The organism is Citrobacter sp. Cu231, from assembly GCF_030332265.1.
GTDB lineage: Bacteria > Pseudomonadota > Gammaproteobacteria > Enterobacterales > Enterobacteriaceae > Citrobacter > Citrobacter meridianamericanus.
Window position 1 is genome coordinate 68,845 of the sequence record NZ_JAOWIE010000016.1, and the last position, 17,044, is coordinate 85,888.

18 protein-coding genes and 1 pseudogene are annotated in these 17,044 nt (G+C 48.3%); 15 read left to right on the forward strand and 4 right to left on the reverse strand.

Annotated elements, in window-relative coordinates; genetic code table 11:
* Positions 1-8 precede the first annotated feature (8 nt).
* The 9 genes from OGY15_RS00660 to OGY15_RS00700 all read left to right on the forward strand — a co-directional run bounded on the left by OGY15_RS00660 (position 9) and on the right by OGY15_RS00700 (position 5,940).
* Positions 9-749: a hypothetical protein gene (locus OGY15_RS00660; protein ID WP_185656594.1), complete on the forward strand. Its 741-nt coding sequence runs from the start codon at positions 9-11 to the stop codon at positions 747-749.
* A gap of 41 nt (positions 750-790) precedes the next feature.
* Positions 791-1,369 (forward strand): hypothetical protein, encoded by a 579-nt coding sequence (locus OGY15_RS00665; protein WP_071667155.1) that lies wholly within the window; start codon positions 791-793, stop codon positions 1,367-1,369.
* 15 nt (positions 1,370-1,384) lie between these two features.
* Positions 1,385-1,879 carry a baseplate protein gene (locus tag OGY15_RS00670; RefSeq protein WP_181553334.1) on the forward strand — a complete coding sequence of 165 codons (495 nt, stop codon included), beginning with the start codon at positions 1,385-1,387 and terminating at the stop codon, positions 1,877-1,879.
* A gap of 301 nt (positions 1,880-2,180) precedes the next feature.
* Positions 2,181-2,492 (forward strand): type II toxin-antitoxin system TacA family antitoxin, encoded by a 312-nt coding sequence (locus OGY15_RS00675; RefSeq protein WP_286537397.1) that lies wholly within the window; start codon positions 2,181-2,183, stop codon positions 2,490-2,492.
* A complete protein-coding gene (locus tag OGY15_RS00680) occupies positions 2,476-3,021 on the forward strand; it encodes a GNAT family N-acetyltransferase (protein ID WP_286537398.1) in 546 nt (181 codons plus the stop codon). Before OGY15_RS00675 ends, OGY15_RS00680 begins: the two co-directional genes overlap by 17 nt.
* Before the next feature lie 107 nt (positions 3,022-3,128).
* On the forward strand, positions 3,129-3,794 hold the full coding sequence (locus tag OGY15_RS00685) for a hypothetical protein (RefSeq protein WP_213733762.1): 666 nt from the start codon (positions 3,129-3,131) through the stop codon (positions 3,792-3,794).
* A gap of 67 nt (positions 3,795-3,861) precedes the next feature.
* Positions 3,862-4,425: a hypothetical protein gene (locus OGY15_RS00690; RefSeq protein ID WP_213733763.1), complete on the forward strand. Its 564-nt coding sequence runs from the start codon at positions 3,862-3,864 to the stop codon at positions 4,423-4,425.
* A 3-nt stretch (positions 4,426-4,428) separates the two neighbouring features.
* A complete protein-coding gene (locus OGY15_RS00695; RefSeq protein WP_185656589.1) occupies positions 4,429-5,034 on the forward strand; it encodes a phage tail protein in 606 nt (201 codons plus the stop codon).
* A 9-nt stretch (positions 5,035-5,043) separates the two neighbouring features.
* On the forward strand, positions 5,044-5,940 hold the full coding sequence (locus tag OGY15_RS00700) for a morphogenetic protein (protein WP_286537404.1): 897 nt from the start codon (positions 5,044-5,046) through the stop codon (positions 5,938-5,940).
* A 147-nt stretch (positions 5,941-6,087) separates the two neighbouring features.
* On the opposite strand, the gene OGY15_RS00705 is transcribed toward OGY15_RS00700, so the two are convergent.
* The gene (locus tag OGY15_RS00705) at positions 6,088-6,345 is read right to left on the reverse strand and encodes a chaperonin (protein ID WP_286537406.1); all 258 of its coding nucleotides are present in this window, start codon (positions 6,343-6,345) and stop codon (positions 6,088-6,090) included.
* A gap of 90 nt (positions 6,346-6,435) precedes the next feature.
* Positions 6,436-7,095 carry a ParA family protein gene (locus tag OGY15_RS00710; RefSeq protein WP_071667145.1) on the reverse strand — a complete coding sequence of 220 codons (660 nt, stop codon included), beginning with the start codon at positions 7,093-7,095 and terminating at the stop codon, positions 6,436-6,438.
* 360 nt (positions 7,096-7,455) lie between these two features.
* Here OGY15_RS00710 and OGY15_RS00715 point away from each other — a divergent pair, with 360 nt between their 5' ends.
* Positions 7,456-10,971: a transglycosylase SLT domain-containing protein gene (locus OGY15_RS00715; protein ID WP_286537408.1), complete on the forward strand. Its 3,516-nt coding sequence runs from the start codon at positions 7,456-7,458 to the stop codon at positions 10,969-10,971.
* A gap of 94 nt (positions 10,972-11,065) precedes the next feature.
* On the opposite strand, the gene OGY15_RS00720 is transcribed toward OGY15_RS00715, so the two are convergent.
* Together OGY15_RS00720 and OGY15_RS00725 are read right to left on the reverse strand one after the other, a co-directional pair.
* Positions 11,066-11,734, reverse strand: a complete 669-nt coding sequence (locus tag OGY15_RS00720) for a hypothetical protein (protein ID WP_286537410.1) — start codon at positions 11,732-11,734, stop codon at positions 11,066-11,068.
* A 71-nt stretch (positions 11,735-11,805) separates the two neighbouring features.
* Positions 11,806-12,291: an ImmA/IrrE family metallo-endopeptidase gene (locus tag OGY15_RS00725; RefSeq protein ID WP_185656585.1), complete on the reverse strand. Its 486-nt coding sequence runs from the start codon at positions 12,289-12,291 to the stop codon at positions 11,806-11,808.
* Positions 12,292-12,715: 424 nt separating this feature from the next.
* Between OGY15_RS00725 and OGY15_RS00730 the strand changes: the two genes are divergently transcribed.
* The 5 genes and pseudogenes from OGY15_RS00730 to OGY15_RS00750 all read left to right on the forward strand — a co-directional run.
* Complete coding sequence (locus OGY15_RS00730; protein WP_071667143.1) at positions 12,716-13,063, forward strand: hypothetical protein; 348 nt, start codon at positions 12,716-12,718, stop codon at positions 13,061-13,063.
* A complete protein-coding gene (locus OGY15_RS00735) occupies positions 13,063-14,487 on the forward strand; it encodes a baseplate J/gp47 family protein (RefSeq protein WP_286537418.1) in 1,425 nt (474 codons plus the stop codon). Before OGY15_RS00730 ends, OGY15_RS00735 begins: the two co-directional genes overlap by 1 nt.
* Positions 14,487-15,407, forward strand: a complete 921-nt coding sequence (locus OGY15_RS00740; protein WP_286537420.1) for a phage tail protein — start codon at positions 14,487-14,489, stop codon at positions 15,405-15,407. The genes OGY15_RS00735 and OGY15_RS00740 overlap by 1 nt, the downstream gene beginning before the upstream one ends.
* A gap of 127 nt (positions 15,408-15,534) precedes the next feature.
* Positions 15,535-16,002 carry a hypothetical protein gene (locus OGY15_RS00745; protein WP_071667140.1) on the forward strand — a complete coding sequence of 156 codons (468 nt, stop codon included), beginning with the start codon at positions 15,535-15,537 and terminating at the stop codon, positions 16,000-16,002.
* A pseudogene (locus tag OGY15_RS00750) lies at positions 16,002-17,044 on the forward strand (hypothetical protein); the annotation flags it as partial. The gene OGY15_RS00745 and the pseudogene OGY15_RS00750, both read left to right, overlap by 1 nt.

The window sequence follows — 17,044 nt, forward strand, 5'->3', positions numbered from 1 at the left end:
GGCATATTATGGCTAATAATTACTTTCAAAATGGCGGTAGCCAGGCTGATGCACTGACTACTATCGCAATGGGTGGCAAACCTCATACCTCTATCATGATGGAGAATCGCGGCAATAAGCCCGACACTGATGGTTCAGGAAAAGAGCCTAAACAGCCCGCGGTTGAACTCACTCCGGACAAGGCCCACCAGATGATTCTTGAGGCCGTTGCAGCTCAGGTGACCAGCGCCAGCCTCGCCGACTCTGCGACAGCCGTGTTTGATTGGGCGAGCAGTGAGGATTCGTCCTACGACAACCTGGACGCATTCGCGCAGTCTCTGGCCGGTATTGATGACAATACCGATGAGCCAACCGACGAAGAAATGGATGATTACTACACCATCCTGGCTGAGATGGCCAACTTCATGGTCAGCGTCGGCATCGATGAAGATGCTGTGACAACGTTCTTTGATGATGCTGATGATGAGATGGGCGCCAGCATTGCTTCCCAACTGAGCGACATCGATCCGGATGAACAGGATGAGCTGGTGGCCACTTACTCCGTAAGCGGCGACGACACCATGACCGAAGCGCTGAAAAAGGTTGTGCGCAACGGTAAGGTGAAGCTGATCCGCAAACCATTCAGAAAGCATCGTCGTACATCGGCACAGCGCATGGCTCTTAAGAAAGCTCAGCGTAAAGCCAATACGGCCCAAGGCAAGTTGCACCGTAAAAAATCCATGAAACTGCGCGCCAAGCGCATTGGCTAACGGATACGGCCACCAGCAATGGTGGCCTATTTGGGGTATCAATGGAGTACTTTGGTGCGATTAATCCAGATGGCGTGAGCCCTTTTCTGAAAGCTTATATCACGTCAGATAAATACTGCGTGGTTGGCTATATCGGACAGGGTGCATCAATGCAGATAGCGTCTGCGTGGAATAGCCCATTCGAAGGCGATAACGCAGGTTCTATTGCCGGGATAGAGACCGTCGCAAACATGGCTCAATCCGTGACGGCAACAACCTCTGTTTCTCGATGGAACAGCCTTATGGTATGGCAAGGATCACAACCGCCCGCCTTTACCCTGCCACTCGAATTTTTGGCTATTGATAACCCAGCGATAGAAGTAAACGGCGCAATCACCCGGTTATGTCAAATGATCTCCCCGGAGCTCAATGATACGACACCAGGTGGACGCCGCCCTTACGCTGTCACGCTGAATATTGGCCGTCGCCTCATTCTGGCCGACGTCGTTATTCAGGATGTCTCATACAACATCGATGCACCCAAAGCCTTTGACGGCAACTACATCTCCAACGTAGTCAACCTTCAACTCTCTGGTATGGCGGTGCAAAACCGTTCAGAGATCGAGAAACTATTTATTTAATGAGGAAAATACCTTATGCCTGGTCATGCTAATGCCGTTGGCAACGTTGCGTTCCTGAAGGAACAATACATTGCCAACCGCTCAATGGGTGAAAAGCTCAATGGCTCCGAGTTTAAGTTAACGATCATCGGTGCTGAGCATCTTTCTGTATTGTTCCGTACCACCCAGTTCCCTGAGCGCACTCGTGAAGATGTCGAAGATTTCGGTCCTAATGGCATGAAGTTCAACCAGCACGGTCCGGTCCGTAACTGGGGTGAGATGCCATGCCAGGTTGTTGAGACCATCCAGGGCCCTGTTTTGAAATTCATCGTGGACGCGGTGAAAAACAAAAGCTACTTCGATGTTCGTGTTGAAGCCACCCCGGAATCACTGGGTGGTAAGTCTCCGGACTCTCTGAAGGTCAACCTGTACGACTGCAAAATCTACATGGATGGCACCGACCTCTCGACCGAAGACGTCACCGCCATGGTGCGCCCTAACCTGCGTATCATCTATAACTTTATCGAGTAATCAACTCGATAACGCTATCGAGGATGTGCAGATAACCCGCTTCGGCGGGTTTTTTATTGCTTTTTACATACGGCTGATAGCCGTACCAGTTGACGAGAGGAGTAATTGAGTATAGATTGAGCATACGGCTAATAGCCGTCTTTAAATGCAAATAATCTAATGTGTATTGAGTTTAGATAACAACTAAAACAAAAGCGGAGCTTAAAAAATGGAAAAACCTCAAGTAGGTACCGCAGCCCCCTGTCCGGCCCATTTATAACTAACAAAGGAGGTTCATCAAATACTCAACAGGAGTTCAATTATGTCAAATCAAGTAGCAACACTGCCTAGTGCTGAAAAAGCACTGAAAAACGCAAGGGTTGAATTAAAAACCAGCCCGGACGCCAAAAACGTGCTTCGCGAAGCAGCTGAAGCTGTGGGATTAGATCTGAGTGCATTCATTCTCAGTGCTGCGATGGAACGAGCTGAAAGTGTACTGGACAACCAGCGCCGCCGACAGCTTTCGAACCAGAGTTGGGAATTAATGAATCAGCTCATGTCTGAACCTGCTCAGCCTACGCTCGCTTTACAAGCGTTAATGAGAAGGAAAAACCAGCATGGCCGATCAGCATGACAGTAGTGATGAAGTGAATCAGGTGATGTCCTGCAACTATCAAGCAGACATCACCTATAAAAGTCAGAAGCACTTCGAGTGCGGTAATCCCGTAATCGACAAATTTGTACGCTCTTCGCTAAAGAGAAGTGTGGCCAACGGCGATTGCGCCGCGAAAGCCCTTATCAACTCTGAAAGCGGTGAGCTTATCGGTGTGTGTACATTCACAGCGTACTCACTCGAACGACAGCGCGTTGCCGGTGTTCTGCATGGCTCCCTGCCCTCTGAAATCGGTGTCGTGAGATTGGTAATGCTTGGAATAGCATCCAACTACCAGAAGAAAGGTTATGGCCAAGATTTGCTTTGCGATTTTTTCGAGCACGTCAAAGTCATTCACCAGTCATTACCAATCAAAGGTGTTTACCTGGACGCCGACCCTGATGCCATAAATTTCTATGCGCGGTTGGGGTTCGTCCAGTTGCCGGAACCGCCAAATGCCTATGGCGCTGTTCCAATGTTTTTAGGCATACAGCACATACTTGCTGCATAATCATAACAACCCGCTTCGGCGGGTTTTTACTTATGACAGAAGTAGATACCGATTCAGCGCCTTAGCTATCGAATGAGTGTTTTGCACAATCAGAATGGAGGGACAAAGTGAGTACAAAGGAAGCGGGTAATGGAGTAATTGAATTTTTAGCAAATAATACTCCAGAACGTTTTAAAGATGGTTTTTATGGATATGTAATAGCCTCATTCCTTATCGTTAACTGGGAAAATATTGTCTTAATAATTAAGTCAAAAAACGATATTGAGTTAACTTTGATATATATCTATGCACAAAAAGATTTCGCTTACAGATTTCTGTGGATGCCCATCATTTATGGAATGGCAGCTGCATTCGTAATGCCTATCATAGTTGCCATATATAATCTTTACATGGGGTTATTTAATAGCATCAAACAGGATAGTACGAGCTTCGGTAACAAGATATGGGCTATATTTAAAATGCGCGTATCTAATGAGCAACAGAAACAAGTGCGCCGACTGATGCGTGCCAGAGGTTCTTTAAATACTGTAAGGAGTCAGCACGATCAATTAGTACAAGATATTGCAGCACGTCAAATACAAAAAGATAATTTTGACCAGTTTCTTAAAAAAGTTGATGAATTATATTACGATCATCATAGGATCAACTCGCCAGAAGATTTCATTAAATTATTTGAACATGCAGATCAATTAGGCATATTCGAGCACTATCGCGGACAAGCTCTGTTAAGGGTATTAAAGAAACACAAAATTGTTAAGGAAACAAAGAAGTAAAAGAACAGCTCTTTAGCCACCTCAGATGTAACTTTCCCTAACATAGTGCCTTTAAACAGGAGGCACTATGGCCACACCTCGCGAACTACTGGAGGAAGTGAAGAAACGCTTCCTCACCCTCTTGGTTGAAAACCAAAAAGACCTGCTCGACTCTCTGCTCATTAAGGCACTGACAGAGTACCAGGACCGCGCTGGATTCATAAAAGCTATTCAGATAAAGGAAGGGACCAGCATCCCCTGCCCTGACGACTATCTTGAGCTGGTGGTCGTCAAAGATGCGACCGGCAATTACGTATCTTGCGACGTTTTCAACAGTACCGTCGAGATAAGCACTGACCAGTACCTTAAGTATCCACTCCGGATGGAATACCTCGTTCACCTGTCGGAATTAGACCTCGATAAAGGAACCGTTCCGCCGGTGGCCGTGGGCATCATTAAGGATTACCTGGAGATCCTTATCGCCATTCCCAACTCAGAGCTCGATCGCCGCGTCTCCATAGCGGGTAAGCTTGATGCCTCAAACATCCCGGACGAAGCAGCACTCGTGCAGCGTAGAACAGACCTGGAAAACGAAATGTCGACGCGCGGTGCTATCCCGCAGGCTATTTCCGTTTTCTCAAGCTGGGGCTAACTGATGGCCGTAAGTGATTTGATCGCCACTGCGGCAAAGTCGATGGTTGGCGCGCTGCCGTCGTTTATGTTCGCCGCCGGTCTTGGCGAGGCCCAGATAAACAAGCTCACAGCATTGGCGCTGAACAAAATCCTGTTTGCTCAGGGATGGATGTTTGCCGTTGAAGTGGATGGTATTGGCGGCATGGGGATAGATTTCTTCATGAAGGACATCACCTGGGGCACATACACCATCGAGACGGAGCCTAAGCGGTTCGGGGCAAATGAGTATAACCAGCCAATTGCCAGGACGGCACAGCCCATTTCCATGGTGGTCCGTGACACCAATGCCGGTCTTATCTATGACACGTTTAAAAGCTGCCTGGCGAACGTCATTAACGATGACGGAACGATAAACCTTCAGTCGGCCTATCTAATGGATATTCGCATATACAGGCTGCAGACCACCGGCGTACCAACACTGATGGAATCACTCAGCGTCATCCCGACACAATGCGGTGAAATGACCTTTTCGAAAGATCAGGTCAGCGAGTATATGTCGTTTCCCCTCTCATTCGTTCAACGGAAAACATTCGGTGATTTCTCCGATATTTTCCTTCCGCAGGTATAGGAGTAAAACTTGTTAATCCCTGCCTTTCCCCTACCCTCCCGCCCGCGTAAACATATCGCGTTCAGAGGGCCAACAGTCGACGATGCCATCTACTTCTGTAAATCAACCGAAGCGACGGAAGAACGTGACACTACCGAATACCTGAACATGTTGCAGGAGAAAGAAAACTTTTCCGACTGCCGGACGTGGACGGCCAGCGACCGGCGAACTGCGTTATGGTGGATATTCATTAACTCACGCGCTGATACAGTGATCGACTTCTGTTACACCTGCCAACATTGCGGAGAGGACCACTGGTATAACTGCGACGTCTTCAAACTGACTAAAGACTTGAGCGTGTTAACTACTCAGCCATACCGGGAGGTTACGATACCTGTCGATGGAAAACCCTATGAATGGTCGCTGTCACCTCTGGACGGTTACGCGATGGAGCGCCTTGAAATTATGCGCGCCGCCCTCCCCCCTACCAGCAAACAGGATGAGTACAAACAGGCGATAACCCAACTGCGTAAATGGGAGCTGACGTACCAGGCAAAACTCGTGTATGACCTCGAACCTGACTTTGATACGTCCGCGCAAACTCGTTTCGAACTCATTGGCCAGATGTCAGTCGGCACCGAATTAATGCAGCTGGCCGCCAACATCAAAATCATGCAGCAAGAGCTGCAGCACGGCCTCTATATTCGTTTCGACAAAGGCGAATCGGACCTTGTGTTGCCGCCACACCAATGCACCTCAGAGAAATATAAGGAGTCAGCAGAACGCCCTACTACGCGCCTGCTGACCCGATTTCGGAATTCACTCTTCATTCCAAACCTTGGGACTGGACTCCTTGCAGACATTAGTCTCCAACCTGGCGTTATATGGCCCGCAACCGCGCGGCGATATACTGCGCATGTCAGTTGATGATGCGTTACGTTTTGCTGATGCGCTATATGCGAAGAACAATCCGAGGAAAAGATAGGAAATACAAAGGATATACAAGGGATGTATAAAGGAAATCCATAAGGCATTCAAAGGAGGTTCAATGTATGCCTTATGGATTACTTGATGTTATTCTTCAAACGCCCCGTCTCGCTCCAGCTTTTCACGAAAGGCCTCTTTCATGTAGTTGGACACGTCCAGGTTCGTCTTATTCTTCTTAACCAGTCGCGCGTGAGCTTCGAAGAGTTCTTCATTTATGGCCTTAATGGTCTTCGCGCGGGTTCTGCGTTCCGTCGCTGGAGCTGCCGCTTGGTTTACTTTCAGTTTGGCATCACCGCCGACGTTGTTGTTTCTGACGGCATCAAATATCGATTTTTTATCAGCCATTACGGATACCTCAAAGATTCTCAAAATACATCTAATGTAAATCTATTATACACACAAAGGATGCACAATGGATGTACTTAATACATCCTATCAATCAGCCATGTTTTCTTTGACTAAAGCCTTCAGTTCTTTAACCAGGGCAACAACTTCCTTACCGGCGGTCGAGCTGCGGCCATGTTTGATCTCGGTAATACCCAACCCAAAGGACAGGCTATCCTGAAAACCATGCTGGCCGGTACGCCACGGCAATTTGGATTCAAGCTGCTTAATGTGCTTCATGTTGGATAGCACATCATCCAACTTAGCGAAGTTCTTCTGGTTAGGGTGAGTTTTACAAAGCAGCAGATAGGCCTGGATGTCTTTACCCATTTGCTGACTTACTTCCTCAAGCGTCTGATCGAACGTAACCAGCCCAATTTGCTCAGGAACGCTGTCGTTTGCAGGGACAATAACCAGGTCGGCGACAGCGACGGCTGTACGGCTCAAATCAGAGTCAAAACCACCGCAGTCGATAAAGACGTCTTTACCTTCACCGTCGAACTGCTCCAGTAGCTGCAGCAGTTCCTCTTTGCTCTTAACGACCGTAACAGACCATTTTTTATCGTCTGGCCGTAGGGTATTGATAACAGAAATGCCGGTATGAATATCGAGGTCCAATACTTCATCAGCCCCTAGCTCGCCGAGGATATGCACCGAGCTGGTGGTCTTACCCGCGCCGCCTTTGTTATGGGCTATAGCGTAAATTGCCATTATCACACTCGCTTTATTAGTTGATTTCCCATGTACATACTACATAAATCCATGATGCGTACAACAGGCATCCATCGTGTTTTTGTTAGATATCCATAGTAAATCCTTAGTACATCCCACATAAAACCGTTATCACAGAAAGATTATCGGCTTAAGCCCAGTAAAAGTCGTCAATTTCACGGCATCCTGAAGATGCACCATGGATGTATTAAGGATGTACTTAATACGTCTAATGGAAAGCCAAGGGACATACTTTAGGTATCTGTCAATACAGTGCAGCCCAGCAAGCCAATGTGACGGGTTGGGATGTAACTTTCAATACACTCCGTGAGGTAAACCAACCCCCAAACCGGAGGCAGTATGAACGGGGATAAGCCAGAGATACCCGGCTTTAAAGAAGTAATCGACTCGGTTGATGGCGCCAGCTCTAAGGAGTTGGCCGTACTTGCACGCATCGAGAAAAGCCTGTCCGAGGGGCTGGCGAAGAATGGAGCCAGTACCACAGCACCAGCGCCAGATACGAATATTCCACGAAGTGTTGTATTGAACCAGCAGAGAAAGGCTCAGCAAGATGCGGTAAGGCGCAGAAAAGGCAAAACCCAAGCAAATGACAACCATAAGAGAGACATAAATCAAAAAAACCAATCAACTGAGGTTAAACCTCAGAAAGAGAAACAAAAAACAACCATTCAACAACCAATAACCAACCAAAAAGCAGAAAACTCAGTAAAAACCGACAGACCAACCAAAGAGCAATCAGATAACAACCATTCGACAAACTTAAAACAGGATGGTGAGAACGCGCTGAAGTTATTACGTTCACCAGTACGCCAGGAAGCGACACGCGACCAAAAAGGGCGGTTTACCTCTAAAGACAAAGTAAATGACGATAAGGAGGCGCGTAGCCGCCAGCGCCGAGACCAGGCCCAGGAAGAGAATGACCGAAAAGAAAATGCTCTTTTAACCCGGGTAGGGAAGATGATGTCCGAACTGGGCGACCCCATGGAAGCGGACTCCACAAATGCAGCAGGGACGGCTGCGGGCGGCTCATTCTGGAAAGCCGGTCATGAAGTCTACTCAATGGCTAAAAATGTCGGCGGTGGGACTCTCGATACCGGGAAAAAGATGAAAGACTTTCTCGCGGGTGAGGGTGAAGACGACGAAGGGCAGAAGAAACCAAGTTTATTGCGCCGGGCATTCTCCAGAAAAGAAAAAGACGGCAGCAAAAATGTTATAGAACGTCAGGTCCAGAAACAGCAGGTCGACGCAACCGAAAAGCAGACGGAACAGATTAAGGAAGGCAATAAAGAAATTATTGACCGTCTCGATGAACTGGTCGATAAGCAGGGCGGCGGCAATGGCGGTAAGGGTATCTGGGGCACGATGGGAGCCTTGTTCGGCAAAGCGTTCATCAAGCCAATAAAGACCGTTGGAAAACTACTCGGTGCGGTTATAACTGCGCCATTCATAGTAGCGGCCGCCGTCATGAAATCGGCGTTTACGCTGGGTAAAAAAATCCTTCTTGAAGTCATTGCGCTGGCAACCAGGAGCCGTGCAGCAGGCACACTGTCTGATGTTGCCGATGGCAGTTTGCCCGATGGTAACGGTCGTCACGGCAAGAAAAAGAAACCCCGCGCACCAAAGAAACCGAAGAAGCCAGGTTTACTAAATAAATTATTTAGAAACAAAGGAGTACAGATAGCGACAGGCGTAACAGCCACCGCAGCAACCGGCTATGCAGCTTCTGAGGCAATGGACCACCTTAATGCTGCAGACAAGAGTGAGGGCAAAGAAGCCCCAAAGAAAACTACCGAGAATAAAGTAGCGAAGGAAGAACCTGGACGGGCTAAACCGGCAGAAAAAACGGTAGCGAAAGAGGCCTCTACAGCAGCTAAAACAGAAAAGGTTGCCAGTAAAGAGGCGACTGCAATTGCGAAAGAAGGGACAAGTAAGGCAGTTGAAAAGGGCGCGTTAAAAGCTGCGGAAGAGGGCGGGGAGAAATTAGCGGTTAAGGCTGGGGCTACAGTTGCTGCAAAATCAGCGGGAAAGGTAGCGCTCAGGTCTATCCCCATATTGGGACCATTAGTTGGTGCTGGTATTGATGCTGTTTCCGGTTGGCGAGATACGGAAGCCCAGCAAAATACCTTCGGCCTGGAACCAGATCAGAAGGTATCTGCACGCCAAAAAACTGAGTACACCGCTGCCAATATTCTGGATATGGGAGGACTTGTATCAGGTGCTGCTGGCCTTCTGTCATCCGGTGCCAGTGCGATCGGTCTGGACGGTGTTGCCAAAGCACTGGACTTTGACACCTCAGATATCGCCAAACTGATTGATAAAGGGGTAGGGGATTCAATCTCTGTAGTTAAGTCAGTAACTGATGCTATCGGGATAACTAATTCAGATAAAAATGCCGATGAGCGCAACAAGACTCTCGTCGAAACCGTTAAGAAGGGTGCATCAGATACCATCGATGCTATTAACCGGCTGGTGGACAACGGAGTTTCAGCTACTCGCCAGATATTCACAGGTAAACCGAATAACGGCCCGGTCGCTGTAGGCGATATTAAGGTCCCAAGGCCGTCGTCGACCGGCAAGATGCAGCTGGATACTATGGCTGGCAAGTTCGCCGCACTCGAACAGCAGCACGGATTACCTCCGGGATTGTTGAGAGCTGTAGCGACAACTGAATCAGGCGGAGATAATGGAGCTGTTTCACGTGCTGGCGCTAAAGGCATGTTCCAGTTTATGCCAAAAACTGCTGCAGAATACGGCCTAATTGGTGAGGACGTTTACGACCCTGATAAGTCAGCAGCTGCTGCAGCTAAAAAACTCAGCGGCCTGGTTAAGCTTTATAACGGAGATGTTGGCCTGGCGCTTTCTGCCTACAACTGGGGCGAAGGTAATATCCAGCGTAAGGGCATGGGGGCTGCACCAAAGGAAACCCGCGAGTACGCACCTAAAGTATTTGCAGCGATGCAGGCGGCTGGCGCGGCTGCACCATCCACAGCAATTAACTATGCTCAGGCGACTGGCGCCAACGATAGCACTGTAGCTGCAGCTACAACTGATCCCACACAGCAAGCACCAGCTCAACAGGTTCAGCCCGTTGCTTCCACTGGGAATAATCCTCTATTTACCCCCGGTAAGTTACCTACAGACGAAGCGGGAGCAAAATCACTTATCGGCGATACGCCAATCGGAGCCGTCGTTGATAAGCTTGGTGGAGATAATATTCGTAATGCCGAGGGCAACCGTCACCAGATTTCCGCGGCCGAAATTCTTGCGTTGCAAAGTGGCCAAACACCACAGAGTCAGCAAAAAGTTCAGGAGGCAAAAGAAGCCACAGCGCAGGCCACTGCCGTAGCCACTGGCTCAATGTTCTCCCGGGCAAAACTCCCTACAGATAGTCAGTCGCTAAAAGATATCCCTGGCGGTGAGTTCATAGGGAAGATCATCAGTGAGTATGGCGGGGATAAAATTGCTAATGCTGAGGGATTGCGTCACCAGGCGTCAGCCTCTGAAATTCAGGATATGCAATTAGGCATTGCACCTGCAAAAGCGACACCATCCAAACAGAACGTGCAACCGGCAGCGATGGCCATACCGTCAAAAATTCCGTCTGTTAAGGATATGACAGCAAGCCAGATGAAACCGACAGTGAATGTCGCTAACGAAGTGGCATTACCAAAATCGCTTACGAAGACCTGGGACATGATCCTTAAACGCCTGGATGAAATAGCTGGCCACACTAAAGATACGGCCGAGAAAACAGGAGATAGCTCACCTAAAGCCAATACGCCACAACCAGCCCCAAGAACGAGCGTTCCATTATCTATCGAGGACCCACTGATAAACGAAGTCGCTAACAATTAGCTATGAAGCCGCCTACAAAAATAGGCGGCTTTTCTATATTTATCAGATACGCTTATATCCTCGTTATTCAGCGCGAGAAGAATATCAGGATGTTTTACTTTGAGAATTTCTCTTTAAGGTAACCTATCGCTCGTTCAAACAACTGGCTTAATGGTGTAGCAAGCTCTGTCGTCGAACTATCTTCGCTACGCTTGATATCCTTATCGGTTGGATGTTGATAAGTCGCTTTTAGTAGCGTTAGGATTAAAGTTAATCCGACACCAAGGATAAACGCCACGATGGCAATCAGTGAGCTGGCAGATAGCCAATCAGCGTTAAGGTTAGCTGTAATGGCGGAATTCCTAGCTTGTTCAGCAGCAGGCGGCGTAGCTTTCACATCTTCAGTAATGCACTTCAGAGGAACAACGCACTCATTTAATCTGTCGCTGGTAAGAGCCTTTACAATAGTTTGTTTGGCTGTAAGTAATCCATCACCTACTTTTAAGGCAAAACTCAGCCCTGAAGCAAGAAATAGCACCGCAAAGAGCATCACGACTGTGTACATAATGAGACGCGTCCACCTACGTTCATAAGCATCGTGACGCGATCGTTTAAAATATTCAGATTCATGATAGAGAAGCAATTCTGGTGGAGGTAATGGCCCGCGACCTCCTCCGTCACTACCAGAACTTGTGTTTGACTCCCTTCTTGGCTGGGGAGGTTCATTCGTTTCACCAGCCCCCGGCGCGGCTAAATCTACATCTCGGTCATCATTATCAGCCATAAAAAAAATCACCATCATTTTGTTTGTATGATGGTGATTTATATTGCAATAAACAGTTTAAGAAAAGGAGATTATTCAAACACTCCGATTTCTTTCAGCCGCCATCGCATTGCGGCTTCAGATACGTTAAAAATCTTAGCTAATTCAAGCGTGCTTTCAATGCCTACACGTTCAACGTAATGCAGAATTGCATTCTGCGGCATTAACAAAGCGGCAGCAAACTGGTTTGCCTGGCGCTCACTGAACAGCGGCGCACCTGTGTAATAATCTCTCGCTCGATCGCGGTGATACTCACCGTCCTTTGTATGCCCGAGCACATGATGTCCAAGCTCATGCGCGATGGTAAAGCGCTGGCGGTTAGGATGCTCGTTCGAGTCGAAATAGATACGGGGCTCGCCGTTTTTAATAACAGCCAAACCACTTAAGCCTTCGTTGTTAAAGTCTGAATCTTCCAGAGCTTTAACACGAGCTCCCCACGCTTCGGCGATTTTTAACGGATCGACAGGCAACATTTTGTCCCAATAGCGATCAAGCACAGTTTCAACTGAGTTGGTCATGGTAGCCTCCTTCGGTTCGTTAGTGGGAATTACTGGCTCATTAGTATAACGCATTACGTGGTTTTAAAGCCACGTAATGTGGTTTTTTTTCTAAATCAGGGTGGGTTTTATAAGATATGGTATCGTTTTTTTGATATGTATATGTAAAAGGCAAAAGCTTAAGAGATAGGTATCCTAAAACCAATACGCCACAGCCAGCCCCGAAAACGAGCGTTCCATTATCTATCAAGGATCCAGTCGCGAATAACTAACACCGGCATCATCCTAAAGGCCCTTCGGGGCCTTTATAGCATCTGCTCACACTGCTAAATCACGTGAAATCCGCTCAGCCGCACAATCCAAAAGTAACTATCCATACAATCACACCAGGATTAGGTTGGCTCAGGTCAACTCAGGCAATTCAATTTACCGCTCAGGGTAAGCAATGAATAACGAAATCGACTACCTGATGACGCTCACATCAACAGGATTACGGACATACGACACCCCACTCGAAGCGAAGGCCGCCATGCTGAAAGAATGGATCGATACCCCTATGGGCTCCATTTATGGCCGCCCGGGTTGGGGAAACATCCTTTCAGAGTTCAAGCATGATCCCATCGGTTCAGACCATGTTCAGGTGGCAATAGAGAGCAAACTCCTTCAAAAGCTGGCCGAAGACTTACCCTCGCTCAAGATCAACGGCATTTCACTTACCGGCCAGGAATTTGACCTTGCCATTATCTCTATTCGCCTTCCCGAGGGAACTATCAGCTCAGGAGTATCAAAATAATGGCAACACTCGATCTCTCAACAATCAAAGATAAGCTTAACAAGCTCATCGCCGGTAACAGCTGGTGGTCCCAGTTCGCCGGTTCTCAGTTCGTCAACATGCTGGCCACTCTTATCTGGCAAATGGTATATCGCTGCCTGCAATTCGCTTCCGCATCGTTAGCAGAGGGCTTCATCTCTACAGCGACAAAGCGCGCCAGCATACTGGCGGCGTCAGAAGACAGGAACTATGTTGGTACGCGAGTAACTCCCAGTAAGGGGAGGGCGCTAGTCACCAACACCTCGACACAAGCAATGTCGTTGCCTCAGTACACAACTTTCTTATCCGATGACCAGTACCCGTATATGACTGATGATGTCGTTACTGTACCGGTAGGCGGGATGGCGACGGTTGGTCTGACCCAAATGGAAATTATTGATGTCGTTACTACTGTCACCGAAGAAAAGGCTTTTTATCACGTGTTGCTCAGTCGCGCGCTGACTGAAGTCTGTTACAAACTCGACGTGCTGATCACTATTGATGGCGTTGAAACTCAGTGGACCAAAAGTACTCAATTCCGCATGGCCACATCGACAAGTAAAGTCTATGTCGAATTCTACAAACCAACAGATCAGCTCGGTGTGCGCTTCGGTGATGGCACTATTGGCATGATCTTACCCGTTGGCGCGACGATAAAACTGAAGGTCTGGTGCAGCAATGGCGATATAACCCTGCTGGCCAACCAGGACCTTACCCCGTCAAACGAGCATGCTTTCCTGGCTGATTACATCACGGCGAAAACGGAAACCTCTATCACCGGCGGTACCGATGTTGAGTCGATTGAAGCAACTCGCAATCGGGCGATGTATTACCTGTCCTACGACAACCAGGTGTGTTGGTCAGAAGACTACACGTTTTACCTGAAGCGAAACCTGCCAGCCACCACCTGGTTAGCGGCCTGGGGCGAGGAACAGCAGGAAAAAATAGCGGGAAAAATGGATCTTAAGTTCATCAACCGGATCTTCATTTCTGGCTGGTTCCCGGGGAAAACCCAGGCGGAGCTCCGCGAACTGATAATGACAACGCTGAAGAATGTGCCAAACCCGCTGAATAAGCGCTATGTCTACGTCGAAGCCGCAGAAAAACCATTCACCATCACGCTCTCGGGCACTATTCCAAGCAACCTGACATTGAGCGTCGTGATTTCTGAACTCAAAAAGGCTCTGGAAACGCGTTTCGGCAAAGACTCAAAATACTTCGACCCCGACGACATAGGCAGCTACGAGGTGATCAAAGTGAAGGATCTTTGGTCCTTCATCGACCAGCAGGGCTATTTCTCGAAATTCGAGATCGAGGTAAACGGTATGCAGGAATCCAACGGGTTCAACGATTTCGTTTACCTCGATGTCGAAAACTCTACTTTCCCGGAGCCGGAGGATAACTGATGAAACCCGGTTGGTTCAAAAACCAGCTTACGCCCTCGAAACGCGTATCGGAGATGTATGGCAGCCTTGCTGACATCATCCAGGATATCTTCGAAGAGGTCGTGGAGCCCATTCTCTCCAGGATATCAGCCCGAAAATCCTTTTTCACAATGGCAGATGAAGACCTCGATACCCGTATCGGTGAAATGGGCAAGTTTTTCACGATCCGAGTATCTGATGCTTCCAGTAAACCCATGTTACTGCAGCAGCGACTGGACGAAATCCACTTTAAGGGCACAGCGCAGCCAATAACCCAGACGTTCTATCGTGAATTCAATGGGATTCCCGTTACCTGGCAACCGTTGTTCGCGCCGGTAGACGTTGAAAAATACCCTTATGGCTCACAGCTCATAGCTGAAAATGACCTGAATTCGATTGGTGAATCGTTCGGGGAATTATTTATGACGAGCCGCGGCGTTATCAGCGTGTCGATCGTCGACCTGCAGAAGCTGATCCTGATATTAGGTGAGGCCAAAACTACCGAAGAGCTGACGGAAATAGCTCTGAACAAATTTAAGCAAGTGGTTAAACCGCTGCTGCCATTACATATCGTTTTCGATGGCATGCAGCTGATGCTGAAACTGCATATCGATGAAACGCCGGATATTGGCTGGCATGCCTATTCAACGTCCGAGATGGTTTATTCCAGTCAGGATCTCGCTGACATACCTGTATTGGTCAGTGTTGGCACAGAAATGGCACCGCTGATGGCTGAGCCTACATCAACCGTACCTGGAGGAATCAGACGTTTCGATCATACCCGTCATGACGGCGCTGTACTCGATACGCTTTATCACCTCGATTTCGAGGCCCCGGCTCCTGATATCGTTACCAAGCTTCGCGACCGTGAGGATATAGGCAGCCATAAACCCATCGAATAGGGCAGGTAAGAAAGAAAAACAGCACCCAGGCTAAATGTAACTTTCAGTAGACTCGCATTAAGAATCAACATGCCCCTGCGCCCGCTTGCAATACGCGCCGGGGCCTTAATGAGGAAGCTGGATCTGAATGAATGTTTCTGACCAACTATCTAAGGTCAAACTGCTGGATTATTACTACCAACGCCGCGCAGAGTCGTCTATAGGCATCGGCGATCGCTTCGAGCTGACCTCTGCCATTTTTGGCACTTCAAGCCTCGTTACGAGCAATCCTTCAGGGATATATGACATTGCTGATATCCCAGCAGACTTTGATCTATCCGACCTCACTTCTCAGGTGGCCACGTCGACCAAAGAAGGTGATCCTGGCGGTAACTCCAACAAGAAATTCCTCACGTCATACGACTCGGGAATCATAACGCTGCGCGCAGAGCTGGACTCTTCGAAACTGGAGGCGAACGTCAGCTATCCCTTTAACACCCTGGTAGTCTGCGACAACTTAGGTAAAGCATGTCTTGTTCTTTGCTGCCAACAGGACAGCCTTTACCTCGGTAAATCATATGTCACGGTCACCGAAATCAATACGATGGTGAGCTAATGGTTGCTGATGTTGTAGTTTCCTCAATCAAGTCGTTCCCGGATGCGACGAGTCTGGCGCTCGTTAGCGATCTGCAGTTCAACGAGCCGTATAGCTCAGCGGCCCTTAACCGAAAATTTAGAGGGATAGTCAATCCCGGCTTTTATGGTGGATTCTTACCGTCACCGGCTGGTGGACTAAATTTAAAAATTTCATCAGGGGAAGAGGGCGGCACCGCATCGATTAACATCGATAAGTACTACCAGATGACGGTTCGCCAACAGGCTGACGTAACTATGCCTGTGACCGCAGGTAAAAAGGTTATTGTCGTTCTTGAAGCAACCTATGCTTTGGGACAAGAAACATATCAGGTTAACTGTAAATCCGCAGTTCAAGCGGCCGAAATTAAGTTCCTGGAAGAAGGGACCGCGCTTCGTCAAAATCAGTTGGAGCTTTGCACCGTTACCGTACCTGCAGGCGCGCAAGAGCTTACCGAAGAGATGATCGATGTATCTCGCCGCCTGAATAAAACGGTTGGTATTACGCTAAGCAGCGAGATAGACAGCGATGCCGATCATATTGCGGCATCATCTCACGCGGTAAAAAAAGCAGTCAAAGCAGCGCGTGACGAAACAGAAAAACAGATTGAAGAACTGGTAGATGGTGCGCCAGCGAGTCTGGATACGTTGAAGAAAATTGCGGCTGCAATTAACAATGATCCTGATTTCTTCAATACGCTCACCGCTATTTTGAAACTTAAAGCCCCACTGGAAAGCCCAGCGCTGACGGGAATCCCAACCGTACCCACGCCGCCTTTAAGTGTAAGCAACAAACAAGTTGCGAATACTGAGTACGTTCAGGCTGCGGTCGCTGCGTTAGTTGGCTCATCCCCTGAAGCTCTGGATACGCTGGCTGAGTTAGCTGATGCATTAGGCAATGATCCCAACTTTGCAACGACGATGCTCAATAAGCTGGCAGGGAAGCAGCCGTTAGACAATACGTTAACGAACCTGAGCGGAAAAGACGTAGCAGGCCTTATCCAATACCTTGGTTTAGTAGAAAC

What these genes read in the sequence shown, in the direction of transcription:
- OGY15_RS00660 (WP_185656594.1), top strand. Translation starts at nt 9, where the DNA reads ATGGCTAATAATTACTTTCAAAATGGCGGTAGCCAGGCTGATGCACTG.
- OGY15_RS00665 (WP_071667155.1), top strand. Translation starts at nt 791, where the DNA reads ATGGAGTACTTTGGTGCGATTAATCCAGATGGCGTGAGCCCTTTTCTG.
- OGY15_RS00670 (WP_181553334.1), top strand. Translation starts at nt 1,385, where the DNA reads ATGCCTGGTCATGCTAATGCCGTTGGCAACGTTGCGTTCCTGAAGGAA.
- OGY15_RS00675 (WP_286537397.1), top strand. Translation starts at nt 2,181, where the DNA reads ATGTCAAATCAAGTAGCAACACTGCCTAGTGCTGAAAAAGCACTGAAA.
- OGY15_RS00680 (WP_286537398.1), top strand. Translation starts at nt 2,476, where the DNA reads ATGGCCGATCAGCATGACAGTAGTGATGAAGTGAATCAGGTGATGTCC.
- OGY15_RS00690 (WP_213733763.1), top strand. Translation starts at nt 3,862, where the DNA reads ATGGCCACACCTCGCGAACTACTGGAGGAAGTGAAGAAACGCTTCCTC.
- OGY15_RS00695 (WP_185656589.1), top strand. Translation starts at nt 4,429, where the DNA reads ATGGCCGTAAGTGATTTGATCGCCACTGCGGCAAAGTCGATGGTTGGC.
- OGY15_RS00705 (WP_286537406.1), bottom strand. Translation starts at nt 6,345, where the DNA reads ATGGCTGATAAAAAATCGATATTTGATGCCGTCAGAAACAACAACGTC.
- OGY15_RS00710 (WP_071667145.1), bottom strand. Translation starts at nt 7,095, where the DNA reads ATGGCAATTTACGCTATAGCCCATAACAAAGGCGGCGCGGGTAAGACC.
- OGY15_RS00715 (WP_286537408.1), top strand. Translation starts at nt 7,456, where the DNA reads ATGAACGGGGATAAGCCAGAGATACCCGGCTTTAAAGAAGTAATCGAC.
- OGY15_RS00720 (WP_286537410.1), bottom strand. Translation starts at nt 11,734, where the DNA reads ATGGCTGATAATGATGACCGAGATGTAGATTTAGCCGCGCCGGGGGCT.
- OGY15_RS00725 (WP_185656585.1), bottom strand. Translation starts at nt 12,291, where the DNA reads ATGACCAACTCAGTTGAAACTGTGCTTGATCGCTATTGGGACAAAATG.
- OGY15_RS00730 (WP_071667143.1), top strand. Translation starts at nt 12,716, where the DNA reads ATGAATAACGAAATCGACTACCTGATGACGCTCACATCAACAGGATTA.
- OGY15_RS00735 (WP_286537418.1), top strand. Translation starts at nt 13,063, where the DNA reads ATGGCAACACTCGATCTCTCAACAATCAAAGATAAGCTTAACAAGCTC.
- OGY15_RS00740 (WP_286537420.1), top strand. Translation starts at nt 14,487, where the DNA reads ATGAAACCCGGTTGGTTCAAAAACCAGCTTACGCCCTCGAAACGCGTA.
- OGY15_RS00745 (WP_071667140.1), top strand. Translation starts at nt 15,535, where the DNA reads ATGAATGTTTCTGACCAACTATCTAAGGTCAAACTGCTGGATTATTAC.